Annotated in this window: 22 protein-coding genes and 2 tRNA genes; 1 reads left to right on the forward strand and 23 read right to left on the reverse strand. The window is 58.6% G+C overall.

Going from position 1 to position 24,278, the window contains the following annotated elements:
• Positions 1-48: 48 nt before the first annotated feature.
• The 9 genes from ACXAD0_RS16990 to ACXAD0_RS17030 form a co-directional block, all read right to left on the reverse strand.
• Complete coding sequence (locus ACXAD0_RS16990; protein ID WP_475089879.1) at positions 49-387, reverse strand: hypothetical protein; 339 nt, start codon at positions 385-387, stop codon at positions 49-51.
• A 12-nt stretch (positions 388-399) separates the two neighbouring features.
• Positions 400-687: a hypothetical protein gene (locus tag ACXAD0_RS16995; protein ID WP_475089881.1), complete on the reverse strand. Its 288-nt coding sequence runs from the start codon at positions 685-687 to the stop codon at positions 400-402.
• A 549-nt stretch (positions 688-1,236) separates the two neighbouring features.
• Positions 1,237-2,874 carry a dihydrolipoyllysine-residue acetyltransferase gene (gene aceF, locus ACXAD0_RS17000; protein ID WP_475089882.1) on the reverse strand — a complete coding sequence of 546 codons (1,638 nt, stop codon included), beginning with the start codon at positions 2,872-2,874 and terminating at the stop codon, positions 1,237-1,239.
• Between the two features lie 27 nt (positions 2,875-2,901).
• Positions 2,902-5,571 carry a pyruvate dehydrogenase (acetyl-transferring), homodimeric type gene (gene aceE / locus ACXAD0_RS17005; protein ID WP_475089884.1) on the reverse strand — a complete coding sequence of 890 codons (2,670 nt, stop codon included), beginning with the start codon at positions 5,569-5,571 and terminating at the stop codon, positions 2,902-2,904.
• Between the two features lie 502 nt (positions 5,572-6,073).
• A complete protein-coding gene (locus tag ACXAD0_RS17010) occupies positions 6,074-6,679 on the reverse strand; it encodes a class GN sortase (protein WP_475089886.1) in 606 nt (201 codons plus the stop codon).
• A gap of 2 nt (positions 6,680-6,681) precedes the next feature.
• On the reverse strand, positions 6,682-9,027 hold the full coding sequence (locus ACXAD0_RS17015) for a marine proteobacterial sortase target protein (RefSeq protein WP_475089887.1): 2,346 nt from the start codon (positions 9,025-9,027) through the stop codon (positions 6,682-6,684).
• A gap of 179 nt (positions 9,028-9,206) precedes the next feature.
• Positions 9,207-10,310, reverse strand: coding sequence for a phosphoribosylaminoimidazolesuccinocarboxamide synthase (locus tag ACXAD0_RS17020; protein WP_475089889.1), 1,104 nt, complete (start codon positions 10,308-10,310; stop codon positions 9,207-9,209).
• Between the two features lie 83 nt (positions 10,311-10,393).
• Complete coding sequence (locus ACXAD0_RS17025; RefSeq protein ID WP_475089891.1) at positions 10,394-11,500, reverse strand: AI-2E family transporter; 1,107 nt, start codon at positions 11,498-11,500, stop codon at positions 10,394-10,396.
• 19 nt (positions 11,501-11,519) lie between these two features.
• Positions 11,520-11,801: a sulfurtransferase TusA family protein gene (locus ACXAD0_RS17030; protein ID WP_475089892.1), complete on the reverse strand. Its 282-nt coding sequence runs from the start codon at positions 11,799-11,801 to the stop codon at positions 11,520-11,522.
• 220 nt (positions 11,802-12,021) lie between these two features.
• Between ACXAD0_RS17030 and ACXAD0_RS17035 the strand changes: the two genes are divergently transcribed.
• Positions 12,022-13,530, forward strand: coding sequence for a M48 family metalloprotease (locus ACXAD0_RS17035; RefSeq protein ID WP_475089893.1), 1,509 nt, complete (start codon positions 12,022-12,024; stop codon positions 13,528-13,530).
• Between the two features lie 92 nt (positions 13,531-13,622).
• Here ACXAD0_RS17035 and nadA read toward each other — a convergent pair whose 3' ends face one another.
• The 14 genes from nadA to ruvB all read right to left on the reverse strand — a co-directional run bounded on the left by nadA (position 13,623) and on the right by ruvB (position 24,221).
• Complete coding sequence (gene nadA, locus ACXAD0_RS17040; RefSeq protein ID WP_475089894.1) at positions 13,623-14,678, reverse strand: quinolinate synthase NadA; 1,056 nt, start codon at positions 14,676-14,678, stop codon at positions 13,623-13,625.
• Positions 14,679-14,978: 300 nt separating this feature from the next.
• Positions 14,979-15,401 (reverse strand): MarR family winged helix-turn-helix transcriptional regulator, encoded by a 423-nt coding sequence (locus tag ACXAD0_RS17045; protein WP_475089895.1) that lies wholly within the window; start codon positions 15,399-15,401, stop codon positions 14,979-14,981.
• Between the two features lie 801 nt (positions 15,402-16,202).
• Positions 16,203-16,278 (reverse strand) — tRNA-Lys (locus ACXAD0_RS17050).
• A gap of 94 nt (positions 16,279-16,372) precedes the next feature.
• Positions 16,373-16,448: transfer RNA gene (locus ACXAD0_RS17055), tRNA-Lys, on the reverse strand.
• A 121-nt stretch (positions 16,449-16,569) separates the two neighbouring features.
• On the reverse strand, positions 16,570-17,250 hold the full coding sequence (queC, locus tag ACXAD0_RS17060) for a 7-cyano-7-deazaguanine synthase QueC (RefSeq protein WP_475089897.1): 681 nt from the start codon (positions 17,248-17,250) through the stop codon (positions 16,570-16,572).
• Between the two features lie 28 nt (positions 17,251-17,278).
• The gene (queE, locus tag ACXAD0_RS17065) at positions 17,279-17,938 is read right to left on the reverse strand and encodes a 7-carboxy-7-deazaguanine synthase QueE (protein ID WP_475089898.1); all 660 of its coding nucleotides are present in this window, start codon (positions 17,936-17,938) and stop codon (positions 17,279-17,281) included.
• Positions 17,939-18,048: 110 nt separating this feature from the next.
• Positions 18,049-18,939, reverse strand: a complete 891-nt coding sequence (ybgF, locus tag ACXAD0_RS17070; RefSeq protein WP_475089899.1) for a tol-pal system protein YbgF — start codon at positions 18,937-18,939, stop codon at positions 18,049-18,051.
• Positions 18,940-18,955: 16 nt separating this feature from the next.
• Complete coding sequence (locus ACXAD0_RS17075) at positions 18,956-19,432, reverse strand: peptidoglycan-associated lipoprotein (RefSeq protein WP_475089900.1); 477 nt, start codon at positions 19,430-19,432, stop codon at positions 18,956-18,958.
• A gap of 100 nt (positions 19,433-19,532) precedes the next feature.
• The gene (gene tolB, locus ACXAD0_RS17080) at positions 19,533-20,825 is read right to left on the reverse strand and encodes a Tol-Pal system beta propeller repeat protein TolB (protein ID WP_475090417.1); all 1,293 of its coding nucleotides are present in this window, start codon (positions 20,823-20,825) and stop codon (positions 19,533-19,535) included.
• The gene (gene tolA, locus ACXAD0_RS17085) at positions 20,825-21,592 is read right to left on the reverse strand and encodes a cell envelope integrity protein TolA (protein WP_475089901.1); all 768 of its coding nucleotides are present in this window, start codon (positions 21,590-21,592) and stop codon (positions 20,825-20,827) included. Before tolA ends, tolB begins: the two co-directional genes overlap by 1 nt.
• A 19-nt stretch (positions 21,593-21,611) precedes the next feature.
• Entirely contained in the window at positions 21,612-22,043 is a 432-nt protein-coding gene (gene tolR, locus ACXAD0_RS17090; RefSeq protein WP_475089902.1) for a protein TolR, read from the reverse strand.
• 18 nt (positions 22,044-22,061) lie between these two features.
• Positions 22,062-22,751 carry a protein TolQ gene (tolQ, locus tag ACXAD0_RS17095; protein WP_475089903.1) on the reverse strand — a complete coding sequence of 230 codons (690 nt, stop codon included), beginning with the start codon at positions 22,749-22,751 and terminating at the stop codon, positions 22,062-22,064.
• The gene (gene ybgC, locus ACXAD0_RS17100) at positions 22,748-23,158 is read right to left on the reverse strand and encodes a tol-pal system-associated acyl-CoA thioesterase (protein WP_475089904.1); all 411 of its coding nucleotides are present in this window, start codon (positions 23,156-23,158) and stop codon (positions 22,748-22,750) included. The genes tolQ and ybgC overlap by 4 nt, the downstream gene beginning before the upstream one ends.
• A gap of 49 nt (positions 23,159-23,207) precedes the next feature.
• On the reverse strand, positions 23,208-24,221 hold the full coding sequence (gene ruvB, locus ACXAD0_RS17105) for a Holliday junction branch migration DNA helicase RuvB (RefSeq protein WP_475089905.1): 1,014 nt from the start codon (positions 24,219-24,221) through the stop codon (positions 23,208-23,210).
• Positions 24,222-24,278: the final 57 nt, after the last annotated feature.

Raw genomic sequence — 24,278 nt, forward strand, 5'->3', positions numbered from 1 at the left:
TTCCCTGCCCTCTGCCCTGTCCACTTCAGTGCTCGGGCCGGGCAACCTTCACTTCTCGGATTCAGGCGAAGGCTCAGGAGCTGGGGCTGGCGGCGGCTCCATGTATGCCACCATCGGTGCGGTGCACCAATTCCCCGTATCCAACTGATAACAATCACTCATCCCGGCAACACACTGTTCGGGTGAAGCCACTTCGACATCGTCGTCGATACAAGCGCGAGGGAATGCCGGCATTTGTACCAGCGGGAGCTTGCGGTCCCTATAGCTATAAAATTCGGGCGTACCGCAGAGGTCTGCACGAAATCCGTCGACATCGATATTGGGATACATTGCGCAGCCACTGCATATCACAATGACTGCGGCACCAGCCAGCTTGAGCTGTTTCACTTGTTGTCCTGTCTATTTCTTGTAAACGATACAGCGGGTACCGCCAGAGATCTCAAAGCACTGCGCAGTGGGAGGACAGATCGACCCCTCCGCCAGCTCTTCCGCATCCCCGGGGCACGAGGCGTAGTTTCTGCGCGGTTCCGCGGCAGGTGCAGGTTGTGACGCCCTGACTTCCGCGGCCCGCGGGATCGGCGGGCTGTTGGGATACACCACCTGCTGGTCTCGGGTATCCGCTGTTCCACAGCCCACGCTGCCAATCAGCGTCGCCAGTAATGACATTGTTGCTATCGGCCTGTTCATCGGAAACGTACCTCAATTGTCGATCGGCAGGCCGGCTTCAACCCCGCGCCCGCCGATCAATTTCCTGACTCAGTAGACCCGCATGATCGGGAAAAACCAGCAGGCGGATCCAACGGCAGAAGGGTCAGCATTCACCGCACACTGGCGGCGAGATGTCGTGTCTCCGTAGGAATTCGGCTGCTGATAACCGGCCGCCATAAAATCGGCGCGCGGTACTACCTGATCAGGGTTGTAGGAAAATGGGTCTGATTGATCACTGGTCTCCGCGGGCACAAACACGCAACCCTGCAGCCCAACCAGTGCACTTAGGCAGAGAGCGAATATCCCTATACGCTGCATTTCTGAATACCTCACTTACTTCAGATCGGCGTATTCAACCGATGCTTTTTCAGTGTAGTTCGCGCGGGATCAGGCGGACGCCAGCGGGCAAGAAATCTGCGTCGCTTTCAACGCAATTGGCAGGCAAGTTTGCCGATTGGAGGCAATGAGTGCGGAATCGGGGAAGGGAAAGGCGTTGGCGACCGATCCGGAGATCGGTCGCCAGCCAGCTTACAGCAAGAGGCGACGAACGTCGCTCAGCGCAGTGGCCAGATACGTCATAAAGCGACCGGCGTCACCGCCATTCACTGCACGGTGGTCATAAGACAACGCCAGCGGCAGCATTTTACGCGGTACAAACTCGGAGCCGTTCCAGACCGGCTTCACACTCAGTTTGGAAACACCCAGGATACCCACCTCGGGCGCGTTCACGATCGGAGTGAAGCCCGTGCCACCGATCGCGCCCAAGCTGGAGATCGTGAAGCAAGCGCCCTGCATATCACGCGGCTTGAGTTTGCCATCTCGGGCGGCCAGCGCCATCGTGGTCGCTTCTTCTGCCAGCTCGTAAATGCCTTTTTTATCGACATCCCGAATCACCGGCACCATCAGCCCCTTCGGCGTATCCACTGCCATACCAACGTGGACATAGTCCTTGCGAACAATGTGCTCACCGTCGTTGTGCAGCGACACATTAAAACTGGGCTCCGCGCGCAGCGCCGCAGCCACAGCTTTCAGCAGGAAAGGTACCGGAGTCAGTTTTACGCCGTGCTTTTCGGCTTCGGCCTTCATAGACTTGCGGAAATCTTCCAGCTCGGTGATGTCCGCATCGTCAAACTGGGTTACGTGCGGGACGTTAAGCCAGTTGCGGGACATATTGGCCGCGGTGATTTTGTGGATCTTGCTCATCGGCTCCACATTGACCGGGCCGAACTGGCTGAAGTCGATTTCCGGCATCGGCGCGATACCGATGCCGCCACCGACACCCACTGCACCGCTCTCGGCCTTTTTCACCTGCTCCTTGATATAAGCGTGCAGGTCATCCTTGGAGATACGATTGCGCGGACCGGTTGCCTTGACCTTGTTCAGCGTTACACCCAGCTCACGCGCCAGCTTGCGTACCGCCGGACCCGCATACACCTGCGCGGATGGCCCGAGGTCACGCTCGAGCGCATGGTCTTTCTGCGGCGCTGCCGGAGGCTCGACACTGGCAGAGGCAGCGGGAGCCGGCGCAGCAGCCGGTGCCGGTGCGGGGGCCGCCGGTGCCGGTGTGGCTGCCGGTGCCGCCGCGGCGGTCTTCATCACGCCGAGCGCATCACCAGTGGAAACCTTGTCACCTTCCTTGACCGCGATCGACACCACAGTGCCGGCGAACGGCGCAGGGACATCCATGGAGGCCTTGTCACCCTCCACAACAATCAGGGAATCCCCTTCCGCAACTTCATCACCGGGCTGCACGGAGATTTCGATCACATCCACCGCATCGGCACCACCGAGATCGGGAACAGTGACCGTCTCTTCCTTTGCTTCTGCAGCAACAGGGGCAGCTTCTGCAACGGGCTCGGCAGCCGGTGCTGCGGCAGGAGCGGCTTCCGCGACCGGCGCCTCCTCAGTTGCAGCTTCCTCGCCGGCAGCTTCGGTTTCCATTTCGCCGATGACATCGCCTTCGGAAACCTTGTCGCCTTCGGACACAGTAATGCTGAGAATCTTGCCTGCAACCGGTGCCGGCACATCCATGGAGGCTTTATCGCCCTCCACAACAATAAGGGAATCTTCCGCTGCGACGGTATCACCCGCGGCCACGGAAATTTCAATTACATCTACCTGATCGGCGCCGCCGAGATCAGGCACTTTTATGACTTGTTTTGCCATGTTATTGCCTTCCTTTTCCAGCGAGCGTTAAACCAGGCGCGGGTTAGCTTTTTCCGCGTCGACGTTCAGTTTCTTGATGGCTGCCGCTACTTCGCTGGCATCGATCACACCCTGATTCGCCAGGCCTGTCAGCGCAGCGATGGTCACGTAGTTGCGGTCTACTTCGAAGAAGCGACGCAGCTGCTCGCGACTGTCACTGCGGCCAAAACCATCCGTGCCCAATGCAATCACGTCACCATCAATAAACTCACGCAGCGGCTCGACATAGGAACGAATGTAATCGGTGGAAATAATCACCGGATTTTCGTTACCTTCGAACTGCTCGCTCACCCAGGACTTACGCGGTGCTTCGGTTGGGTGCAGCATATTCCAGCGCGCCACGTCCTGTGCTTCACGCGAAGCTTCGGTGGCGGAAGTCAGGTTCCAGACATCGGAGGTCACGCCAAATTCACTGGCGAGGATGTCGGCCGCTGCCAGTACTTCGCGCAAGATGGTGCCAGCGCCCACCAGCTGAACGTGCTTCTTCGCCGCCTTGCCTTTGCCTGCCTTGCGGGAGTTGCCTTCGAGCTTGTAGATACCGCGGATAATGCCTTCTTCAACGCCCTGGGGCATTTCCGGCTGCAGGTAGTTTTCGTTCTCGATGGTGACGTAGTAGAACAGGTTCTTCTGCTCTTCATACATCTCCTTCAGGCCCTCGCGGATGATGACCGCAAGATCGTAGCCATAGGCCGGATCGTAACTCTTACAGTTGGGGATAGTGCCGGACAGCACGTGGCTGTGGCCGTCCTGGTGCTGCAGGCCTTCACCGTTCAGGGTGGTACGGCCGGCAGTTGCGCCAATCAGGAAGCCGCGCGCCTGCATATCACCGGCGGCCCAGGCCAAATCGCCAATACGCTGGAAGCCAAACATCGAGTAGTAGATGTAGAACGGCACCATCGGTACGCCGTGGTTGGAGTAGGCGGTTGCCAGCGCCATCCACGCGGACATCGCACCAGCTTCGTTAATGCCTTCTTCCAGAACCTGGCCTTTCTTGTCTTCCTTGTAATACATGATCTGGCCGTGGTCGACCGGGGTGTATTTCTGCCCCTGGGAAGAGTAGATGCCCAACTGGCGGAACAGGCCTTCCATACCAAAGGTACGGGCCTCATCCGGTACGATCGGCGCAATGTTCTGGCCAATTTTCTTGTCTTTCACCAGCACGGACAGCGCACGCACGAACGCCATGGTGGTGGAGATTTCACGGTCGCCGGAGCCCTTGGTCAGTGCACTGAACGCGTCCAGTTCCGGGATCTCAAGCTTCGCAACTTCTGTACTGCGGGAAGGTACCGGACCACCCAGCGCCTTGCGGCGTTCGGCCATGTACTTCATTTCCGGACTGTCGGGTGACGGACGGTAATACGGAACCTCTTCGATTTCCTTGTCGGTCAGCGGGATGGCAAAACGATCGCGGAAACGCTTCAGCGCCTCGGTGTCCATCTTCTTGACGTTGTGGGTATCCATCGCCGCCTCGCCGGCAGCACCCAGGCCATACCCTTTAACCGTTTGCGCCAGGATCACCGTGGGCTTGCCCTTGCTCGCCATCGCTTCGGCGTAGGCCGCGTACACCTTGTACGGGTCGTGGCCACCGCGGTTAAGCTTCATGATCTCGTCGTCGGACATGTCCTTGACCATCTCGAGCAGCTCCGGGTATTTACCGAAGAAATGCTCACGGGTATAGGCGCCGCCGTTGGCTTTGAAGTTCTGCATCTCGCCGTCGACGGTCTCGTCCATAACTTTTTGCAACAGGCCCTTGTCGTCTTTTTCGAGCAACGGATCCCACAGTCGGCCCCACAGGACCTTGAGCACGTTCCAGCCAGCGCCGCGGAAGACGCCTTCCAGTTCCTGCACGATTTTGCCGTTACCACGTACCGGGCCGTCCAGGCGCTGCAGGTTACAGTTGACCACGAACACCAGGTTTTCCAGGTTTTCGCGGCCCGCCATGGAAATCGCGCCGAGGGTTTCCGGCTCGTCACACTCACCGTCACCGAGGAATGCCCACACCTTACGATCACCGCGCGGAGACAGGCCGCGGGCAGACAGGTAGCGCATGATATGCGCCTGGTAGATGGCCTGGATCGGGCCAAGACCCATGGAAACGGTCGGGAACTGCCAGTACTCCGGCATCAACCACGGATGTGGGTAAGAAGACAGGCCATTGCCGTTCACTTCACGGCGGAAGTTATCCAACTGGTCTTCATCAAAACGCCCTTCAAGATAGGAGCGCGCGTAAATACCCGGAGCACTGTGGCCCTGGAAGAAAATCAGGTCGCCGCGCTCTTCCCCTTCATTTCCGCGGAAGAAATAGTTGAAGGCGACATCGTAAAGCGTTGCCGCGGAAGAGAAGCTCGCAATGTGGCCGCCCAGACTGTCGCTGTTGGAGTTGGCACGCACCACCATGGCGAGGGCATTCCAGCGAATCAGGGAGCGAATCCGACGCTCCATGAACAGATCGCCGGGCATGCGTTTTTCCGCATTGGTCGGGATCGTGTTGCGGTAAGGGGTAGTGATGGCCGCGGGCAGCTTGACGCCCACATCGGTGGCCCGGTCAGACAGCTGCTTGAGCAAAAACGCAGCGCGCTCCTTGCCGCTGTAGCGGATCACCGCTTGCAGCGCATCAAGCCATTCCTGCGTTTCCTGAATGTCAGTTTCTTCGTGCATCAAATGCTCCTCGGCGGTTGGTGCGACGTCGAGTCGTTTCTTTTGTAACTTATTGAAATATCTGGATATTCGGCAATCGGGGCAAGTTACCGCGCAACGCGGAAATTGCCTGTGTTTTTTACGAATTTGGCCGAAACACCATCATCGGTGGCGTAAATGCAGAGGCGGCCGCCGTTGGCCTCCACCCTGTACGATGTTCAGGAATAATCTGCGCCTGACGCCGGCACGCTGGCCGCCGTCCGTATCAAGTTGACGGTGTGTGCAGGAATCGCCGCCATGTTATGGGAGCAGTAAGCCCCAAAACCGGTTTAATCCGGTGCCGGCGAAACCTGAGCGCGGCAGATTGTAGTATTACTACAAAGCTTTTTCTAGATAGGACGATTAGTAACAATTAAAACCAAAATCAAAAACAAATCCGCTCCAAATTCTCACTTCAACGGAAGATATTGTCGTCAAAAGGCGAAAACTGACTACAAAATTGGGGCTGGATATCGTTGACCGGTCACAATAAAACGGACGGCTCCGCTGGCTCCGGCACAGCATAGACCAAATAGCGCAGCGGGCCGCGCGCCGCGAGCGCGTCAAAGGGATAGCAGGTCACGAGTAGAAGCCCCGGCTGGTCAAACAGGGGGAGTTGCTCTTTACGGCTGTCGACGACGCGTGTGGCGACCACCCTATAGCTGTGCCAGATACCGCGACGATTTTGCGCCGCCACTATCGAACCCAAGCGCAACTGTGCCAACCCGGCAAAATGGGTATCGCGATGCGCCGCGATCACCGTCGTGGTGGACCCACCCGGCTCCGCACTCCCTTCGAGCAGCCCCGCGCCAAACGCCAACGCCTGACCACTGGTACCCGCCATTACCGGCAGTCGCCTGCCCGCGACGAGGAGCTGGGCAACGGGCCAGGTATCAGCCCACGGCCAGGGCTTTACCGCATTCCCCCCTGCCAGCTGTGATTCCCACGCGTCGTCAATCAGGTGGTAGGCCAGCTTGGCCTTTACCAGAACCCAGCTGCCGCCTACCAGTTGCCAGCCGGCCGCAACCAGCAGGATGATCGTCAGCACGGCGCGCCAACCGGGTACAACGTTTCGCCAGCCGACGGCCATGATCAGCGACGCTCCCTGCGACCTGAACCATGCGGATTGGGAATCAGCGCCCTGAGGATCCGCAATAGTCGACAGCGTATCCTGGCGATCAGACGGCGGCCGTGGAGCGCCACTGCAGCGCCCAGCAAGCCGAACCCGACGAGCAACTGTGTAAACACACCGGTGGCTGTCTGCGGGTATGCCTGGCGCTGCAGCACCTGCCCGCGCGCCACCGCATTGACCACCGCGCTCCGCTTCAGGTTTTCCGCCTGGGGGCGCGCAATGACCTCCTCCACTGCCACGAAGCTGGTATAGGGGCTCACGATCTGATGATCCAGCGCAAGCTGGAGAATCTGGCTTCGTAACGCCTGCCCTTCCCGGCTGGACTCCCCGACCTCCCGCTGCCCATCCCGAAGGGATTCGATCTTGGCGCGCGCCCACAGCGCACCAATGCCACCATCCATACCAGCCCCGAGGTCGACGCCTCCCGACAGCGCCATCCTGCGCTGAAATTGTTGGCCGGCCAACCTGCCACGAATCAGCACATCTCCCGCCAACGCACCTTCCAGCTTTGCCACCAGCTGCAGCGGTTCTCCCTGATACAAATCGGGCAGGCGACGGGGGAACGCCTCAACCCGAATCCCCTGCGGCCACTGCACCTGAAGATCGGTGACCAGTGGACGCTCCAGCTTTTGAAACAGCATTTCCATTTGCGCCTGCACCTCATTCACATCCCCCACGGTCACCCAGCTGCCGCGGCCATATTGAGCGGCCTTGCGCATAAAATGCCCGTTCGGTGCAGAGCCAATTCCCACCGTAAACAAGCGGGCCCTGCCGATAGCCTGCCGGATCAACTCAAACAGCGCCGACTCATTGCCCACCGCCCCATCGGTGATAAACACCACTTGCCGAACCACGGTATCGTCACCAGGCAACTGCTGACTCAATGCACTGCGCAATGCCGGCGCCATCTCGGTACCCCCGCTGGCCTGCAGTCCTTCTACCGCCGCACGCGCTACCGCGATATTCGCAGGATCGGCCGCGACCGGGCGCGGGAATACGGAACGATGCATACTGTTGAATTCAATGACATTAAAGCGGTCATGCGGCTGCAGCCTGCCCAGTGCGAGCAACAAACTTTCTTTGGCCTGGCGAATGGAGTTGCCTCCCATGGAACCGGAAGTATCAATCACAAAAACCACTTCACGAGGCAGGCGGGGACTGCTGTGCGTGACCTGCGGCGGCAGCAATAGCAGCTGCAGGTAACCCCCTTCAGCGGGTGCATCGAAAGAGCGGGCGAACAATGCTGCCTGAGGCAAGGTGGATGCCCGCGGCCGCCACCTGAGGACAAAGTCCCGATCCATCAGAGCGGTATGACCCCTCAGGGCAATCTGGTGATGGCCGACGGCTACGCGTCGGGTTTCAATGTCGTGATAGGGCGCGGCAATATCCGCCAGAGGCAGCCCACTGTCGAGATCGACATCCACGGATATACGGTGACTCCCCTGCCCCGCCAATTCACTGGCAGCGGCCATATACGGGCTAACACGATCTGCATCCGGCACCTGATCCGTGGGTAGCGCCCAGCCACTGCCGCCGACGGTTATTGTCGCCTCTGTGCCGTCATCCGCGTCCGATACTGCCCGGGGCTGGCCGGGGATATAGCGTGGTGTCAGCGTGGTCGGCAGACGCAGGGAAAAGATTCCCGCATCGAACGTCAGCGGCTGTAAAAAACGCACTTGTACTTTTACCTGCTCACCGGGCCCGATATTCGCGACCTTGTTCGTAAACAGATTGGGACGTTGCTGCTCCAGCAGCGCTGCGCGCTTCCCCGCCGCCTTGGCGGCGCGATAAATTTCTGCGGCTTTTTGACGCTCGCGGACTTTGCCGACGATCCGCCGCTCGCCGATCTGAATTTCCAGCCCACTCACCGCCGCCCGGTCCGGCAGTGGCAACACATAGACCGCCTCGCGCCAGGCATCACTGACGTTCTTAAACTCCTGCTCCAGGGTGACCTCAGCCAGCAACCCACGCACGCGGATACTGGCGCGGCTATTCAAGTGAATGGCGGGCTGGTACCGCCCCTGCGACTGCCCTACCAGCATCAGGTCGCCGCTGGAGACTGCGTTAAGTCCTACCTCTCCCAAATGTGCCTGTGCGGTTCCCGCGGAAGCATCTGCCTCAGATGCGGCAGGCATGGCGTCCGCTCTGGCCCCCGCCGCTGCCACCAATACCGCCACGACCGTGACCACAAACAGCCACCAACCGCGGGCGCTGTCCGACCGATAGCGACGACGGTAATACTCATGGCTCGGCAGGATCACCAGCTCACGTGGAATACGCTGGCCGCTAAAGAGTGTTCTGCTCACGGGGTTCCCCTCCAGTTCAATTCAAGTCCTGGAGGCATTAAACGCGGTCAATCAGGCAGTGAGCGGGAGAGACCCTGACGAAAACAGGGCGGAAATATGGCAAATTGTGGCAGCGGGGCTTCCTAGACAAAAAAACCGGCATTGCGCCGGTTTTTTCATGCGTTGAAGTCGAATCAGAGTCAGTCGACGAGACCGTAGTCACTTTTCAGTATTTCCACGACTTCCGCCTTGGGGTTGTCAGAAATGTTCAGAGGCTGACCAATAATTTTCTCTGCGATACCGACGTAAGTTGCTGACAGATCCATCAGCATGGATTCCGGCAGCTCATTATCACTGGCCAACGCCAGACGCTCCTCCATGCGATCCTTGTTCAGCAGGATGTCCGGATCAGGGAAATACGCCAGCAATGCCTGACGGAAGCCCTCTTTGGAGTTCTCGACGATATTGCCCGCCCGGTATTCCGCACCATCCCAGATGCGCGATGAATCCGGAGTGCCAACTTCATCCATATAGATGAGCTTTTCTTCCCCGTTTGCATCGGTGACATAGCCAAATTCAAACTTGGTGTCGACAAAAATCTGGTCGAGCTTTTCCAGCTCTGCAGAAATCACATCAAAGCCTTCCTTCAGCAACTTTTCATATACCGCTACGTCAGCGGCACTGCGGAAGTTGAAGGCCTCGGCATTATCCACAATGTTCTGGCGGGTAATGTTGACATCGTCCGCTTCGGGCACGCCAGGAATACCTTTCAGGATGCCTTTGGTGGACGGGGTAATCAAAAGCTCATGCAGTTTCTGGTCCTTCTGTAAACCATCCGCTATCTGGATACCGCAGAACTCGCGCTCGCCCTTGTTGTAAGAGCGCCACATAGAACCCGTAATGTACTGCCGCGCAATCGCTTCGATCATCACCGGGCGCGCTTTCTGTACGATCCACACCAGTGGGTGTGGAATATCCAGAATATGGCTGTCCGCCAGCCCCTGATCCTTGAACAACCTGAACCAGTGATTGGAGATCGCATTCAGTGCGGCGCCTTTGCCCGGCACGCCACGCATCCCTCCCTCGCCGCTCCAGATACAGTCAAACGCGGATATACGATCGGAGATCACCATCACTGCCAGTGGCGCGTCCTCCGCCACCGGATAGCCTTTTTCCTTGATCAGGCGACGGCTGTCAGCTTCAGTGAGCCAGTAGACGGAGCGGACTTTTCCGCTGTGCACGGGCTTGTCGGTACGGATGGGCAAATCGTCATTGACGGCCAGTACTTTGTCAGCAAGGCTCATGAATCCTACCTGTCAGGTGATGGAGTAAGTTGAAGGAAAATCAGGCGCGGGATTCTAGCAAAGCCCGCGCCCGACTGCAGTCGCTAGTCTTCAGCCTGAGCGATCTCTGCGGCCTCTTTGGCTTCTTGCCACTCAGCCTGATGCTCACTGGTGGGCCAGGCATTGATAATAGCCTTCAGTAACGTGGCCAGGGGGATCGCGAAGAAGACCCCCCAGAAGCCCCAGATGCCACCAAACACCAGCACGGCCAGAATAATGGCGACCGGATGCAGGTTAACCGCTTCGGAGAACAACAGCGGCACCAGGACATTACCATCGAGCAGCTGGATAATGCCGTAAGCCATCATCAAATAGAAAAACTCACTGCTCCAGCCCCACTGAAACAAGCCAATGGCAGCTACCGGGATGGTCACCACAGCGGCGCCGATATAAGGAATCAGCACACTCAGCCCCACCGCAACCGCAAGCAGTAGCGCATAGTTGACCCCGAGGAACAGGAACGCCACGTAACTGACCACGGCGACAATGGCAATTTCAATCACCTTGCCCCGCACATAGTTCGCGACCTGATCGTTCATCTCATGCCAGATTTGCTGGAGCATGGGGCGATGCCGGGGCAGGAATGAAGTGCACCACTGGATGAGTTTGTCGGAATCCTTGAGAAAGAAAAACACCAGAATCGGCACGACCACCGCATAAATCAGCACACCCGCAAGAATCGGCAGGTTTGCGATAGAAAACGTCAGCAGTGTCTGGGTAAAGCTGCCCAGTTCATTGCCCAGCGTATTGAAAACCTGCTGGATCTGCGCCGCGGAAACCAGCGTCGGATAGTGTTCTGGCAACAGCATCAACAGCTCCTGCCCTTGCTCCACCATATTCGGCAGCTCGGCAAACAACTTGACCAGCTGGCGCCAGATAATTGGCAAGACCACGAGCAACAACGCCACAATCGTGCCGACCAGTACCACGCAGGCAAGGGTAACGGCGACCCAATGGGGCGTTCCCCAGGATTTGAGTCGCTGCACCATGCCCTGCATCAGAAAGGCAATAATCAGCGCGGCCAATACCGGGGCGAGTACCTGGCCCAGTGAGGCGAGTACCACCAGTGCGCCCACCAGGATCAGCACCAACAGGACGACTTCCTCCTGGCTGAAATAGCGGTTTACCCAGTTGCGTACGATCGACAGCATCTCGCCTTATCCCAATGTCTCAGCCAGCCCGCGCAGCGATACGCAGCCAGTAGCAATAGTAATCATCATGTTTTTCCGCCCGCTCCAGGGTGTGCTGGGAGAGTTCGGCAAAGCTGTGGAAATCTCGCCAGGAGCCCGGATCCGTCGCCTCAACCCGCAACAGCGTACCGGCGGGGTGCTCCCGGATCGCCTTGCGCATCGCCAACAGAGGCAATGGGCAGCGCTGGCCACGCGCATCCACCACCACCGCGCGTTCGGCGCCGGGAAGTGATTGATCCTCAGATGGAGTGGATACTGGCATTGAATTCGCGGTCACGGAACAGATCTGGGAGCGGATTATAACGCGATTCGTCAGGAGGAGACCGATTTACGCCACATTGATGCGGATACAGTGGATGGGAGGTCGGTCACGATTCAATGAACCTTTTGTCGCGTGACTGGTCAAATCCTCGACACCCGAATCGCGTAGCGTATAGAGTTGTCCTTATATCGCACACGCAGAGCCAGCTGAGCAGTAACCCATGACCGAGCCCGCCCGACACATTTCTCTTCCCGGCGTACCCCAGCGCCTGCGGCGCTATCTGGCCCTGATTGCGCCGGTGGTACTCGGATTCCTGCTGACCAGCGCACCGCTGGCGGTCGTCGCCGGTGGCAGCAGCACCATCCAGCTGCCCCAGCTGGGGGACAGTAGTAGCGGTGTAGTGTCCCGTGCGCGGGAAAAAGAGCTCGGACAAATGTGGTTGCGTATGTTCCGCAGCCAGGTCCCAACCTCCAGTGACGCCCTCCTGCAGCAATACGTGGAGGAATCCCTGCAGGCCCTCGCCCAGCACTCCCCGCTGGAAGACAAGAATTTGAACGTGGTGGTGGTCAAGAACAACACCATGAACGCCTTCGCCGTCCCGGGTGGCGTCGTCGGTGTTCACACCGGCCTGTTTCTGTTCGCGGAAAACGAAGACCAGTTTGCCTCTGTACTCGCCCACGAACTGGCCCACTTGAGCCAGCGCCACTTTGCCCGCTCCCTCGAGGCGCAGCGCAACAGCACCATTCCGACCCTGGCAGGTATGCTGGGCGCCCTGGTGATCGCGGCAACCGCGGGCGGCGACGCAGGCATTGCCGCCATGACGGCCACCCAGGCGGCGGCGCTCGATAACCAGCTGCGTTTCTCGCGCCAGAACGAGCAGGAGGCCGACCGCGTCGGCATTGAAACCCTGGCCAAGGCCGGCATGAATCCGGCCGCCGCCGGGGAAATGTTCGAACAAATGCTCAAGGCAACCCGCTACTACCGCCGCCCACCAGAATTCCTGCTGACGCACCCGGTAACAGAAAAGCGGATTGCCGACGCCAAGCTGCGTGCGCGACGCATGCCCGCCAAGGAAAACAGTAACAGTCGTGAGTATCACCTGATGCGCGCGCGTATTCGCGTCGCGGCAGAACCGACCCCCCAGCAGGCAGTTAAGCGCTTCCAGGCCGAACTGGATGGCATCAACGACCACGAGGATGCCGCCCGCTACGGCCTGGCTCTCGCCCAGATCGCGGCCGCCAAGCCGGATTACGCCCTGGAGACGCTGCAGCCACTGCTGGATCGCGAACCGAATAAGACCGCTTTCGTTCTGGCCCGCGCAGACATCGACGTTGCCCGCCAGGATTACATCAGCGCGACCGAGCGACTGGAGAAGGCACTCAAGCGCGACCCCGGTGACCACGCCCTGACCATGGGGCTGGCCAACGCGCACTTTAAGGCTGGTAACTATCTCGCCACCGAACGCCTGCTGGTGAAACACAGCCGCGTGCGCCGCAAGGATCCGGCTGTCTGGTACCTGCTGGCGGAAACCCACGGCCTGGCCGGTGATATCGTCGGCGTGCATGAAGCCCGTGCCGAGTACTACATCCTCAACGGGGTGTTCGACAAAGCGCTGCAGCACTTGCGCCACGGTATGCGCCTGGCAAAGAACAACTACCAGACCCACGCAATTCTTGAACAACGCTTCAAGGATGTGGTCAGCATGCAGCAGAAAGCCAAGGAGCTCTGAACCGGAAGCCGGGTCAACACCACACACACAACCAAAAAAGGCCGGGAAATCCCGGCCTTTTTCTTATCTAAACGAATCAGCTCGCAACCCCATCAATCCAGGGGTTTGCGGAAATCCAGCATACGCTGCAGTGGCAGCATCGCCCGCTCGCCCAGTGCGGCATCAACGTGGATCTCGTTATCGCCTCGCTCCAGTACACCGCAGAGGTTCTCCAGCGAGTTCATCGCCATCCACGGACAACTTGCGCAACTGCGACAGGTTGCTCCGGCACCGGCGGTGGGCGCAACAAACAGCTCCTTGTCCGGACACTGCTGCTGCATCTTGTAGAAAATGCCCTGATCGGTCGCGACAATAAACTGTTTTTCCGGTCGCGTTTTGGCGGCATTGATAATCTGCGAGGTGGAGCCCACCACATCTGCCAGCTCCACAACCGAGGCCGGAGACTCCGGGTGCACCAGTACTGCAGCCTCCGGGTACAGGGCCTTCAGATCCAACACGCCCTTGGCCTTGAACTCCTCGTGCACGATACAAGAACCATCCCACAACAATACATCTGCGCCGGTTTCCCGCTGCACGTAACTTCCCAGATGCTTGTCTGGAGCCCACAGAATTTTCTCACCCTGCTCATCCAGGTGTTCCACAACATCTAACGCAATACTGGAAGTCACCACCCAATCTGCACGCGCTTTGACTGCCGCGGAGGTGTTTGCATAAACCACCACAGTACGATCAGAGTGAGCATCGCAGAAAGCGGAAAACTCGTCCGGCGGACAGCCCAGGTCGAGCGAACAGGTCGCCTCTAAAGTCGGCATGAGCACGCGCTTGTTCGGCGTGAGAATCTTGGCCGTCTCACCCATGAACTTCACACCAGCCACGATCAGTGTGTCTGCCTGGTGCTGGGCCCCGAAACGGGCCATTTCCAGCGAGTCGGACACGCATCCCCCGGTCTCTTCGGCCAGGGCCTGAATCAACGGGTCCGTGTAGTAGTGCGCAACCAGAACGGCATTCTGCTCTTTGAGCAGACGGCGGATACGCTCGCGCCAGTGCTCCAGTTCCTCTTCGCTATATTGGTGAGGAACCGGTTCGGCGATATGGGCCTGCACCAGGGCGCGCGGGTCGATAGATTGGGACTGAGTCTTCTGGCTCATGATTTCCTGTGATGAACTACCTGTAGACTGGACCGCTCAGCGGCGGAGAGCGCGCATTATAGCCTCAAGTCACGCTGCAAGTGCCATGTCCAGTTGTGGGCAGTGTAGCGTGCGCGCCAACCTTCCCGCCGCTGGTGTCTCGTGAGCACGCAGCATCGCTGCGGCCGCAAGCACATCGCACCAGGCCGACGGCCAACCGTTATCGTGTGACGTCGCGGTCGCAGGATTGAAAGCACGACCATTGGCAACGGCCTGCCATGATCAAAAGGCCTCGCAACCCGCAGATGAACGGCTTTCCACTCATAATTTTTGTAGAAGGCGCAACAATGCCCCTGCCTCCTCAATCGAAAGACCATTCAGCAGCGACTCAGATTTTGCTGAGAGCGTCTCTGTGGCATTTTCATAAGTCTCGATGCCCGAGGCGGTAATTTTTACCAGGCTAACCCGGGCGTCTCTTTCGCTGGACGCCTTCTCAACCAAGCCTATTTTCTCCAAAGGTAACAACATTCTTGTAATCGCAGACGCAGTGCGCGCTACCGACTCCGCGATGTCGATCCGGCGCAGTTGCTGATGGGGCGCACGCACCAGATTCATCAACACCATGTATTCCGCGAAACCAATACCGTGGACGGCACCGAGGCTGTTATCCAGCTGCTTGGAAATAACCGCACTCCTGATCCACAGAGATTTGGCGGCCCGCCCATAAATCGATGTATCGCTCATTCTATTTTCACTCAACATTTACTTGATTGATCAAGTATATGTGAAACAAATGATCCAGCAAGCCCTGCGCCACCACTAGATTTATCCATGGTCATCAGTCTTGTGTGTGGCGAGATTTAAACGCGCAACTCGGAAGCGCAAGAGGATGGCAGCCAGCCCTGGAAGCGCACTGCACGCTATAACGCTCTTCAGAAGAGGCTTTACCCGAACCCGCCGGCTAAACAAAAAAGGCCACCCGGTGGGTGGCTGAATCAGCGATGAGCGAATTGCTGGATGAATGATTACAGCCTATGGGCTGTAATCACCCGCACGCGGGCTTCGTCGCTGCGCTCCTCGTTGCAAAATGCGCCAGGGGCGCATTTAGTCGAACGTGGTTCTATCCAGACGAGCCCGCCGGCTAAACAAAAAAGGCCACCCGATGGGTGACTGAATCAGCGATGAGCGAATTGCTGGATGAATGATTACAGCCTATGGGCTGTAATCACCCGCGCGCGGGCTTCGTCGCTGCGCTCCTCGTTGCAAAATGCGCCAGGGGCGCATTTAGTCGAACGTGGTTCTATCCAGACGAACCCGCCGGCTAAACAAAAAAGGCCACCCGATGGGTGGCTGAATCAGCGATGAGCGAATTGCTGGATGAATGATTACAGCCTATGGGCTGTAATCACCCGCACGCGGGCTTCGTCGCTGCGCTCCTCGTTGCAAAATGCGCCAGGGGCGCATTTAGTCGAACGTGGTTCTATCCAGACGAGCCCGCCGGCTAAACAAAAAAGGCCACCCGATGGGTGGCCTTTTTTGTTTAGATGGTGGGTCGTGCTGGATTCGAACCAGCGACCAATTGGTTAAAAGCCAACTGCTCTACCAACTGAGCTAACGACCCGTAAGCTCGCGTATGTTAGTGATCTCGACGCCAAACGCACAGCGGTTTCGGCGGAGATATTAAAAAGGGCCGCCTGACGGCGGCCCTTGGAATCTGGTGGGTCGTGCTGGATTCGAACCAGCGACCAATTGGTTAAAAGCCAACTGCTCTACCAACTGAGCTAACGACCCTTAAAACGCCTCACTGCGTGAGGAGCTGCGTATCTTACTGATCTAATTTTGAAACACAAGTCCTGAAGCCAAAAAAATTCTAGGGATTTGAAGGGCTTACGCCCGCCCTGCGCGGCGGCTGTCAGGCTTTGGCGTAGACCGTCGGGTCGACAAGGCCTGCATCGGCAAAGCCTGCGGCGCGCAGCCGGCAGCTGTCGCAGCGACCACAGGCTGCGCCGTCGCGTGCGGCCTGGTAACAGGACACGGTAAGGCTGTAATCAACGCCCAGTTCGGTGCCGCGCGTTACGATATCGGCTTTGGTCATCGAAATCAGGGGCGCTCGGATACGCAAAGCCTGGCCTTCAACGGCTGCGCGAGTAGCCAGATTGGCCATTTTCTCAAACGCTTCAATGTACTCGGGTCGGCAATCGGGGTAGCCGGAATAATCGACCGCGTTCACACCCACAAAGATGTCCTGCGCACCCAGCACTTCTGCCCAGCCCAGGGCAATGGAGAGAAATACGGTATTGCGCGCGGGGACATAGGTGACCGGGATACCACCGGTCTCCTCTTCCGGTACGGCAATACTGTCATCTGTCAGTGCCGAACCGCCGATGGCACGCAAGTCCAGCTGGACGACTTTGTGTTCACGCGCGCCAAGGTCGGCCGCAACGCGCTGCGCCGCCGTGAGTTCCGCGCTGTGGCGCTGACCATAATCGAACCCCAGTGCATAGCACTCATAGCCTTCCGCACGAGCCATCGCCAGAACCGTGGCCGAGTCCAGGCCACCTGATAACAACACTACTGCTTTTTTCGCTGTCATGATCTTCTCTTTTCGCACGGGACGGGCATCAGACCCCCGGTAAGTCGCCCCACAATTGCTTGTGAAGCTGCATTTGCATTCGGACCGGCAAGCCGTCTTCCAGAATCCACTCCGCCAGTTCACGGGCCGGCAACTGTTCGTAGCTGGGGGAGAACAGCACTTCGCCCACCCGCTGCGGCAGGCGGTACTGATCCAGCGTGAACCGGGCCCAGTCATAGTCCGCGCGGTCACAGATCACGAACTTGATCTGATCCTTTTCGCTGAGGCTGTCCAGATTCTCCATGCGGTTGCGCTGCTGCTCGCCAGAGGCCGGGGTTTTCAGGTCCACTACCCGCGACACCCGCGGATCCACCGCCTCTACCGGCATGGCGCCACTGGTCTCGAGGGAAACCCGGTATCCCGCATCGCATAACGCGGTCAGCAGCGGTAAACAGTTGGGCTGGGCCAGGGGCTCCCCACCGGTGACACACACGTAGCGGGCCGGATGCTTGCCGACCTCCTGCAGGATCTCCGCCAGAGCCAGTCGCTCGCCGCCATAGAATGCATACTCTGAGTCGCAGTAGGTGCAACGCAAAGGACAGCCAGTCAGACGCACAAACACGGTCGGTATTCCGGCATCGCGCGCCTCCCCTTGCAGGGAGTAAAAAATTTCGCTGATACGCAGGGATTCTGTGGAAAGGTCGGTCATAGGGTTCCGGCACATAGAAAAACGCCCGGGCGGCCTGTGCCGTCCGGGCGCGAGATCATAGAGCTTTTGTGGTCAAAAAACCAGCGACAGGAGGGGATGCCAACCTCTGGTCAGAAGTTGTCCGCCAGGTAACGCTTGGCTTTTCCAGACGCGCGCGCCTCACTGGAGGCGACCTGCTCTAGCAGCTCCTTGGCCTTCTGCTGGTCGCCCAGCTGATGATAGACCGTGCCGAGTTTGTAGCGGCCATCCCACACCTTGGTGGACGTCGGGAAATCCTCCAACAGGGCGACAAACCACTGGCGTGCCTCTTCCAGATCGCCCTGTACCAGCGCGATCTCTCCGAGCCAATAGTTGGCATTCGGAGCATACTGGCCGGTCGGGTAATCCTGCAGGAACTGCTTGAACGCGTCCTTGGCACCGTTGTAATCCCCATTCCGCGCCAGCGCGAAGCTCGACTGGTAACGGTCGCGCTCGGAGGCACCAGCCGTGGCGGTAGCCGGGGAAGTGGTACTGGTGGCAGCTTGTCCCGCCTGCGGCGCAGCGCCGTTGGTGGAACCGTTCTGGCCTTCAGCCGGCGCGGCGCTATCTGGCGCGCCCTGCGGCTCGGTACCGGAGAGGCGTGAAAGACGCCGATCCAGGTCCATATAGTCGTCAGTACGCTGCTGCTTGAGTCGGCGTACCTCGTGGCGCAATTCCTCTACCGCACCGCGCAGCTCGGAAACTTCCTGCTGCAGCACCTGCATCTGGTAATAGGCATCGGCCTGCGGGTTGCCCTGTCGTGCCCGGGGGCGCTCGGCTACCGTAACGGCGGGCGCAACACGGGTTTCAGGCGTGTAGGGGGCATCCCGATAGGCGGGCGCCGACTGTTCTTCCGAGGACGAGCTCAGATCCACAATCGGCGCCTGCGAGAAAACGGGCAAAGCCGCAGCCATCATGGCTGCGGCCAGCGCGACTTTCCTGATCGAAAAATGCTTGCTCGAAAAGTCAGTCGATTTAGTCATCGGTATTTCAGGCTAATTACTGAACGATAACAACGCGACGGTTCTGGGCACGGGAGCCCTCGTCGCTGCCCGGTGCAGCCGGACGCTCTTCACCGTAGCTGATTACTTCCATAGTGCCGGCATCTACGCCCTGCAGTACCAGGAAGTCACGAACGGCGTTGGCACGACGCTCACCCAGGGCCAGGTTGTACTCACGGGTACCCAGCTCGTCAGCGTGGCCTTCCAGGCGAACATTGGCGCTGGTGCCGCGCAGGCGGTCAGCGTGCTGGATCAGCAGATCGCGGGTCTCGCCCTTCAGCAGGGACTGGTCAAAGTCGAAGTAAACGACGTTATCCAGCGGTGCAACAACTTCGGCCGGGGTAGTGTCTTCAACTACCGGAGCCGGAGCGTCTACCATGCCCTGGCCACCAGCAGAGGTGTCGGTATTGGTACAACCAGCCAGTACGGCCATTGCGGCGGCCAGACCCAGGCCGGTTTTTACTGATTTAAACATAAGCTACTCCGCTTTTTGTGTTATCGAGAAATCCATCAGTTTTTTTTAAACTACTACTGCTTTTACCTGCCCTGAACATAAGGACAGAACCCCAACTCAGTCAGTCAAAGTAAGGTGACCAGGCCGGCTCTCGTACATCACCCCGCTGGGAAGGCAGTCGGTACTTAACTCCGGCATCCAGGGATACCGCAGCCAAGATTCCACGATCTCCGCGCTTGGTAGCGTACATCAACATGGCACCATTGGGTGCAATGCTCGGAGATTCGTCGAGACGCGTCTCTGTGAGGACACGCATCCTGCCGGAGACGATATCCATCGTTGCAATTGTGAACACCCCCCTGCTCCGATGGACCATCACCAGCGTTTTCCCATCGGGAGAGACCCGAGGTCTTGCGTTGTAGTCGCCGTCGAAGGTTAAGCGGTCAACTTGGCCGGTGGCAAGGGTCAATTGGTAAATTTGTGGCTTACCTCCCCTATCTGAGGTGAAAACTAGAGATTTTCCGTCCGGCATCCAGTTCGGTTCTGTATCAATCGAGAAGTGACGGGTCATTCGCGTGAACCGGCCACTGGCCAGATCCAGCACATAAATCTCCGGGTTGCCGTCCTTCGACAGCACCATCGCCAGCTTGCTGCCATCCGGAGACCATGCCGGAGAACTGTTCAGGCCCTTGAAATTGGTCAGCTGCTGACGGGCTCCGGTGCGCAGGTTCTCGCGGAAAATCGCCGGTCGACCGGTTTCGAAGGACACATAGGCCAACTCCTGGCCATTCGGGGACCAGGCCGGGGACATCACCGGCTGGGAGAAGCGGCGAATCATCTTGGGCCGCGCGCCATCGATATCCGCCCGCATCAGCGCGTAACTCGGCTGGCCATTGCGAGTCTCTTCCTGCACGTACACCATCTCGGTAGAGAAGGCTCCGCGAATACCGGTAATCGCCTCGAATACCTCGTCGGCGGCACGGTGGGCAATATCCCGCAACTGGTTCCGCCCACCACTCACCTGCTTGGTGAACATCTTTTGCTGGCCAAAGATGTTGACCAGATCAAAGGTCAACAAATAACCGTCCGCCTGGGGCTCGATTCGGCCGGTCACCACATATTCGGTGCCGAGAATCCGCCAATCGCGGAACACGACCTCGTCCGGAGAGCGCGGGAAGGACAACATATCCTCTTTCGGCACCGGAGCGAACAGACCACTGCGGCGCAGATCGGCCGATATGATTCCGGACACATCCTCGGACAGCACGCCGCCACCGGACCAGCTAAACGGCGACACCGCAATCGGCGTCGGATCATCAATACCACTGGTGATATCCACCACCAGCTGCGCCTTGGCAGACAGGCTGAGGCTGGCCACCAATACGAAAGACAGGGTTCTAAATAGATTTTTCATCATTGTCGCAGGTCTTCGACTCGGAAATTCAACAGGGTTGTACGCACTTCGCGCTCGAATACAGTGGGCTCCTTGCGGGCCAGATCGGCCACTTCGGGGAACACCTCAACGCGACGGATGGCGGTGATCACCGACCGGTCCAGTGCCGCATTGCCACTACTTTCCACAATATTGGTTGCCACCACACGTCCGGTGGGCACGAAATTGATCTGAACCACAGTCAGCATGCCGTTCCGTGCGCTGGGCGGACGACTCCAGACTGACTCAATACGCTGCTGGATCGCCTGCGCCACAGACATGACAGCCTGTGCACTTTCATCGGCATCCAGTAACTCTTCTTCCTCCTGCAGTGCCTCATCGAAGGCACTGCTGCGCTCCCGCTCAAGCCGCTCTTTGCGTTCGCGCTCCTTGCGGGCTTTATCCTCAGCCTCTTTCTTCTTGCGTTCCTGCTCGGCTTTTTTCTTCTTCTCGGCTTCGAGCTTCTTCTTGCGCTCTATCGCCGCGCGGCGTTTCTTTTCGGCCTCTGCCTTGCGACGCCGCTCCGCTTCTTGCTGGGCGCGTTTTTTGCGGATATCCACCTTGGGAGGCGTTTTCTTTTTCTGGGTCTTTGCGTCGATGGTAACGAGCTTGGCCTGCACAAAGTTTGGCAAGGGCTTGCGCTCGGGCTTGGCGGTCGCCTCCCAACCAAACGTCAGCACGGCAATCAGCGCGCCGTGAAACAGCAGGCTGAGGAAAACCGGCAGGGCATAGGAGTTGGCGTTATTCATACTGATCGAGTAACAACCCTTATTCCTGCGGAGGCTCAGTGACCAGGCCAACACTCGGTGCGCCCGCCTGCTGCAGCTGGGTCATGGCGCCGACAATCAGGCCGTACCTGGCATCGGTATCACCCCATACCAGCACCGGGGTCTTGGGCTTCTGCCGCAATACCTTGGCAACGGTATCCTTGATCTCGGCCATGGGTTTCGCGGACTGTTCATCATCCCCCAGGTTCAGGTAATAAGTACCGTCAGCGCGTACAGAGATAATCAGCGGCTCATCGTCGGTTTCGTCAATCGGCGCCGACGGGGCGTCCGGCAAGTCCACCTTGACGCCCTGCATCAGCAGCGGCGCAGTCACCATGAAGACGATCAGCAGGACCAGCATCACGTCGATATAGGGCACCACATTGATCTCTGAGACCAGCCTGCGCTTACCGCCCTTGCGAAAAACACTCATGTCTTGGGACCGCCTGCGTCAGCTGGAATGCACCTTGCGGTGCAGAATGGAGGAAAATTCCTCAGCGAAGGTTTCATAGCTGGACAGCAACCACTCGGCCTTGGCCGAGTAACGGTTGTACGCCATGACCGCCGGAATTGCAGCGAACAGGCCCATGGCCGTAGCGACCAGCGCCTCACTGATACCGGGTGCAACCGTGGCAATGGTGGCCTGATGCATGGTCGCGAGGCCGCGGAAGGAATTCATAATGCCCCAGACGGTGCCAAACAGGCCGATATACGGACTGACCGAACCGACAGTCGCCAGGAACGGCAGGTTCATTTCCACCATTTCCTGTTCACGGGACATGGCCACACGCATCGCGCGCTCGGCGCCTTCCATGACTGCTGCAGGGCTACTGCGGCCCTGCTGCCGCAGGCGGGTAAATTCTGTAAACCCCGCGCGAAAAATGGATTCAGCGCCATCCACGCGTCCCTGTTCTGCCCGGGCATTGCCGTCTCGGAACAGCTGGTTAAGGTCGGAGCCGCCCCAGAAACGACGCTCAAAATTGACCATCGCTTTCTTTGCACGGGACAAATACAGGCCCCGCTGGATGATCATGACCCAGGAAATGACCGAGGCCAGCAGCAGGAGCAGCATGACCAGCTGCACCAGTAGACTGGCATTCTGAATCAGTCCCCAGAGGGAGAGTTGTTCACCGGCGTTCATCGTGTACTAACTGCCTTTAATGCTGAGAAAATGGATTCCGGAAATGCACAGGGCTTGCGGCTCGCCTCATCGACACATGCGACTTTGACCACACCCCGGCAAATAATTTCATTGTCGCGCCAAATTTCCTGCTCGAATGTCACCGCAGCCCTTCCGAGGCGCGCGATCTGGGCCGTGGCGCGCAATCCATCATCCAGCCAGGCGGAGCGCCGGTACTGAACTTCTGCGGAATGCACCACCAGCAACAGCCCCTGTTGCGGCATGGCAGGCTTATCATATCCGAGCGAACGCATGAATTCTGTGCGCGCGCGCTCCATATACTTCAAATAATTGACGTAATAGACGATGCCGCCCGCGTCGGTGTCCTCGATGTACACCCGCACGGGGATACTGAAGGGTTCGCTCACCCATCCCCCTTATTATTGTCGCTTTCCATAATGGTGGCCGGCCAACCGGTCATTCGGGCTTGGGCACCCCGAAATGCTCATAGGCCAGCGCAGTCACAATCCGCCCCCGCGGCGTGCGACTGATATATCCCTGCTGGATCAGGTACGGCTCCAGCACATCTTCGATGGTATCCCGCTCTTCACTCACTGCGGCGGCGAGGCTATCAATCCCCACAGGCCCGCCATCGAATTTTTCAATCATGGCCAGCAGCATACGTCTGTCCAGCTGGTCAAAGCCGCGCGCATCCACATTCAACATGTTCAATGCGGCGTCCGCAATGTCTGAGTCCACAGAACCGTTGCCTTTCACCTCCGCATAGTCGCGCACACGGCGCAACAAACGATTGGCGATACGCGGCGTGCCACGCGCCCGGCGCGCCACTTCGAGCGCTCCACCCTCGTCCATTTCCACCCCCATCAGGCCGGCAGAACGGCGCACAATGCTGGTAAGGTCCTCAACGTTGTAGAACTCCAGACGCTGAACAATACCAAAGCGATCGCGCAGGGGCGAGGTCAGCAGGCCGGCGCGGGTGGTGGCACCAACCAGCGTAAACGGCGGCAAATCAAGCTTGATGGAGCGTGCGGCGGGACCTTCGCCGATCATAATGTCGAGCTGATAGTCCTCCATTGCGGGATAGAGGACTTCCTCCACGTGAGGACTGAGTCGATGAATCTCATCGATAAACAGCACATCGCCAGGCTCAAGGTTGGTCATGATGGCTGCCAGATCACCGGCCTTTTCCAGCACCGGCCCCGACGTGGTTTTGATGGCGACGCCCATCTCGGCGGCAATGATATTCGCCAGCGTGGTTTTGCCCAGGCCCGGCGGGCCAAACACCAGGGTGTGGTCGAGTGCTTCACCGCGCAATTTGGCTGCCTGGATAAAAATTTCCATCTGCTCACGCACCACAGGCTGACCGACATAATCAGCGAGGGACTTCGGCCGCACAGCGCGATCATATTGCTCTTCCTGACCGCTGGGGCCAATGGGCTCCGGCGCAATCAGGCGATCGGCTTCTATCATGCTCTACTCCGGTGACTATCAGGTTGCCATGTGCGCACTTGCTCAGGGCGTTTTATC

This window comes from Microbulbifer sp. ABF4_148 (genome assembly GCF_056158985.1).

Bases quoted from the DNA above. Each gene is read 5' to 3' on its own strand.
- ACXAD0_RS17075 (WP_475089900.1), bottom strand. From the start codon at position 19,432: ATGTTTAAATCAGTAAAAACCGGCCTGGGTCTGGCCGCCGCAATGGCC.
- ACXAD0_RS17020 (WP_475089889.1), bottom strand. From the start codon at position 10,310: ATGAGCCTTGCTGACAAAGTACTGGCCGTCAATGACGATTTGCCCATC.
- ybgF (WP_475089899.1), bottom strand. From the start codon at position 18,939: ATGACTAAATCGACTGACTTTTCGAGCAAGCATTTTTCGATCAGGAAA.
- tolQ (WP_475089903.1), bottom strand. From the start codon at position 22,751: ATGAACGCCGGTGAACAACTCTCCCTCTGGGGACTGATTCAGAATGCC.
- ACXAD0_RS17030 (WP_475089892.1), bottom strand. From the start codon at position 11,801: ATGCCAGTATCCACTCCATCTGAGGATCAATCACTTCCCGGCGCCGAA.
- ACXAD0_RS17035 (WP_475089893.1), top strand. From the start codon at position 12,022: ATGACCGAGCCCGCCCGACACATTTCTCTTCCCGGCGTACCCCAGCGC.
- ruvB (WP_475089905.1), bottom strand. From the start codon at position 24,221: ATGATAGAAGCCGATCGCCTGATTGCGCCGGAGCCCATTGGCCCCAGC.
- ACXAD0_RS16995 (WP_475089881.1), bottom strand. From the start codon at position 687: ATGAACAGGCCGATAGCAACAATGTCATTACTGGCGACGCTGATTGGC.
- ACXAD0_RS17045 (WP_475089895.1), bottom strand. From the start codon at position 15,401: ATGAGCGATACATCGATTTATGGGCGGGCCGCCAAATCTCTGTGGATC.
- queE (WP_475089898.1), bottom strand. From the start codon at position 17,938: ATGACCGACCTTTCCACAGAATCCCTGCGTATCAGCGAAATTTTTTAC.
- tolB (WP_475090417.1), bottom strand. From the start codon at position 20,825: ATGAAAAATCTATTTAGAACCCTGTCTTTCGTATTGGTGGCCAGCCTC.
- ACXAD0_RS17010 (WP_475089886.1), bottom strand. From the start codon at position 6,679: ATGGCCGTCGGCTGGCGAAACGTTGTACCCGGTTGGCGCGCCGTGCTG.
- ACXAD0_RS17025 (WP_475089891.1), bottom strand. From the start codon at position 11,500: ATGCTGTCGATCGTACGCAACTGGGTAAACCGCTATTTCAGCCAGGAG.
- tolA (WP_475089901.1), bottom strand. From the start codon at position 21,592: ATGAATAACGCCAACTCCTATGCCCTGCCGGTTTTCCTCAGCCTGCTG.
- nadA (WP_475089894.1), bottom strand. From the start codon at position 14,678: ATGAGCCAGAAGACTCAGTCCCAATCTATCGACCCGCGCGCCCTGGTG.
- aceF (WP_475089882.1), bottom strand. From the start codon at position 2,874: ATGGCAAAACAAGTCATAAAAGTGCCTGATCTCGGCGGCGCCGATCAG.
- tolR (WP_475089902.1), bottom strand. From the start codon at position 22,043: ATGAGTGTTTTTCGCAAGGGCGGTAAGCGCAGGCTGGTCTCAGAGATC.
- aceE (WP_475089884.1), bottom strand. From the start codon at position 5,571: ATGCACGAAGAAACTGACATTCAGGAAACGCAGGAATGGCTTGATGCG.
- queC (WP_475089897.1), bottom strand. From the start codon at position 17,250: ATGACAGCGAAAAAAGCAGTAGTGTTGTTATCAGGTGGCCTGGACTCG.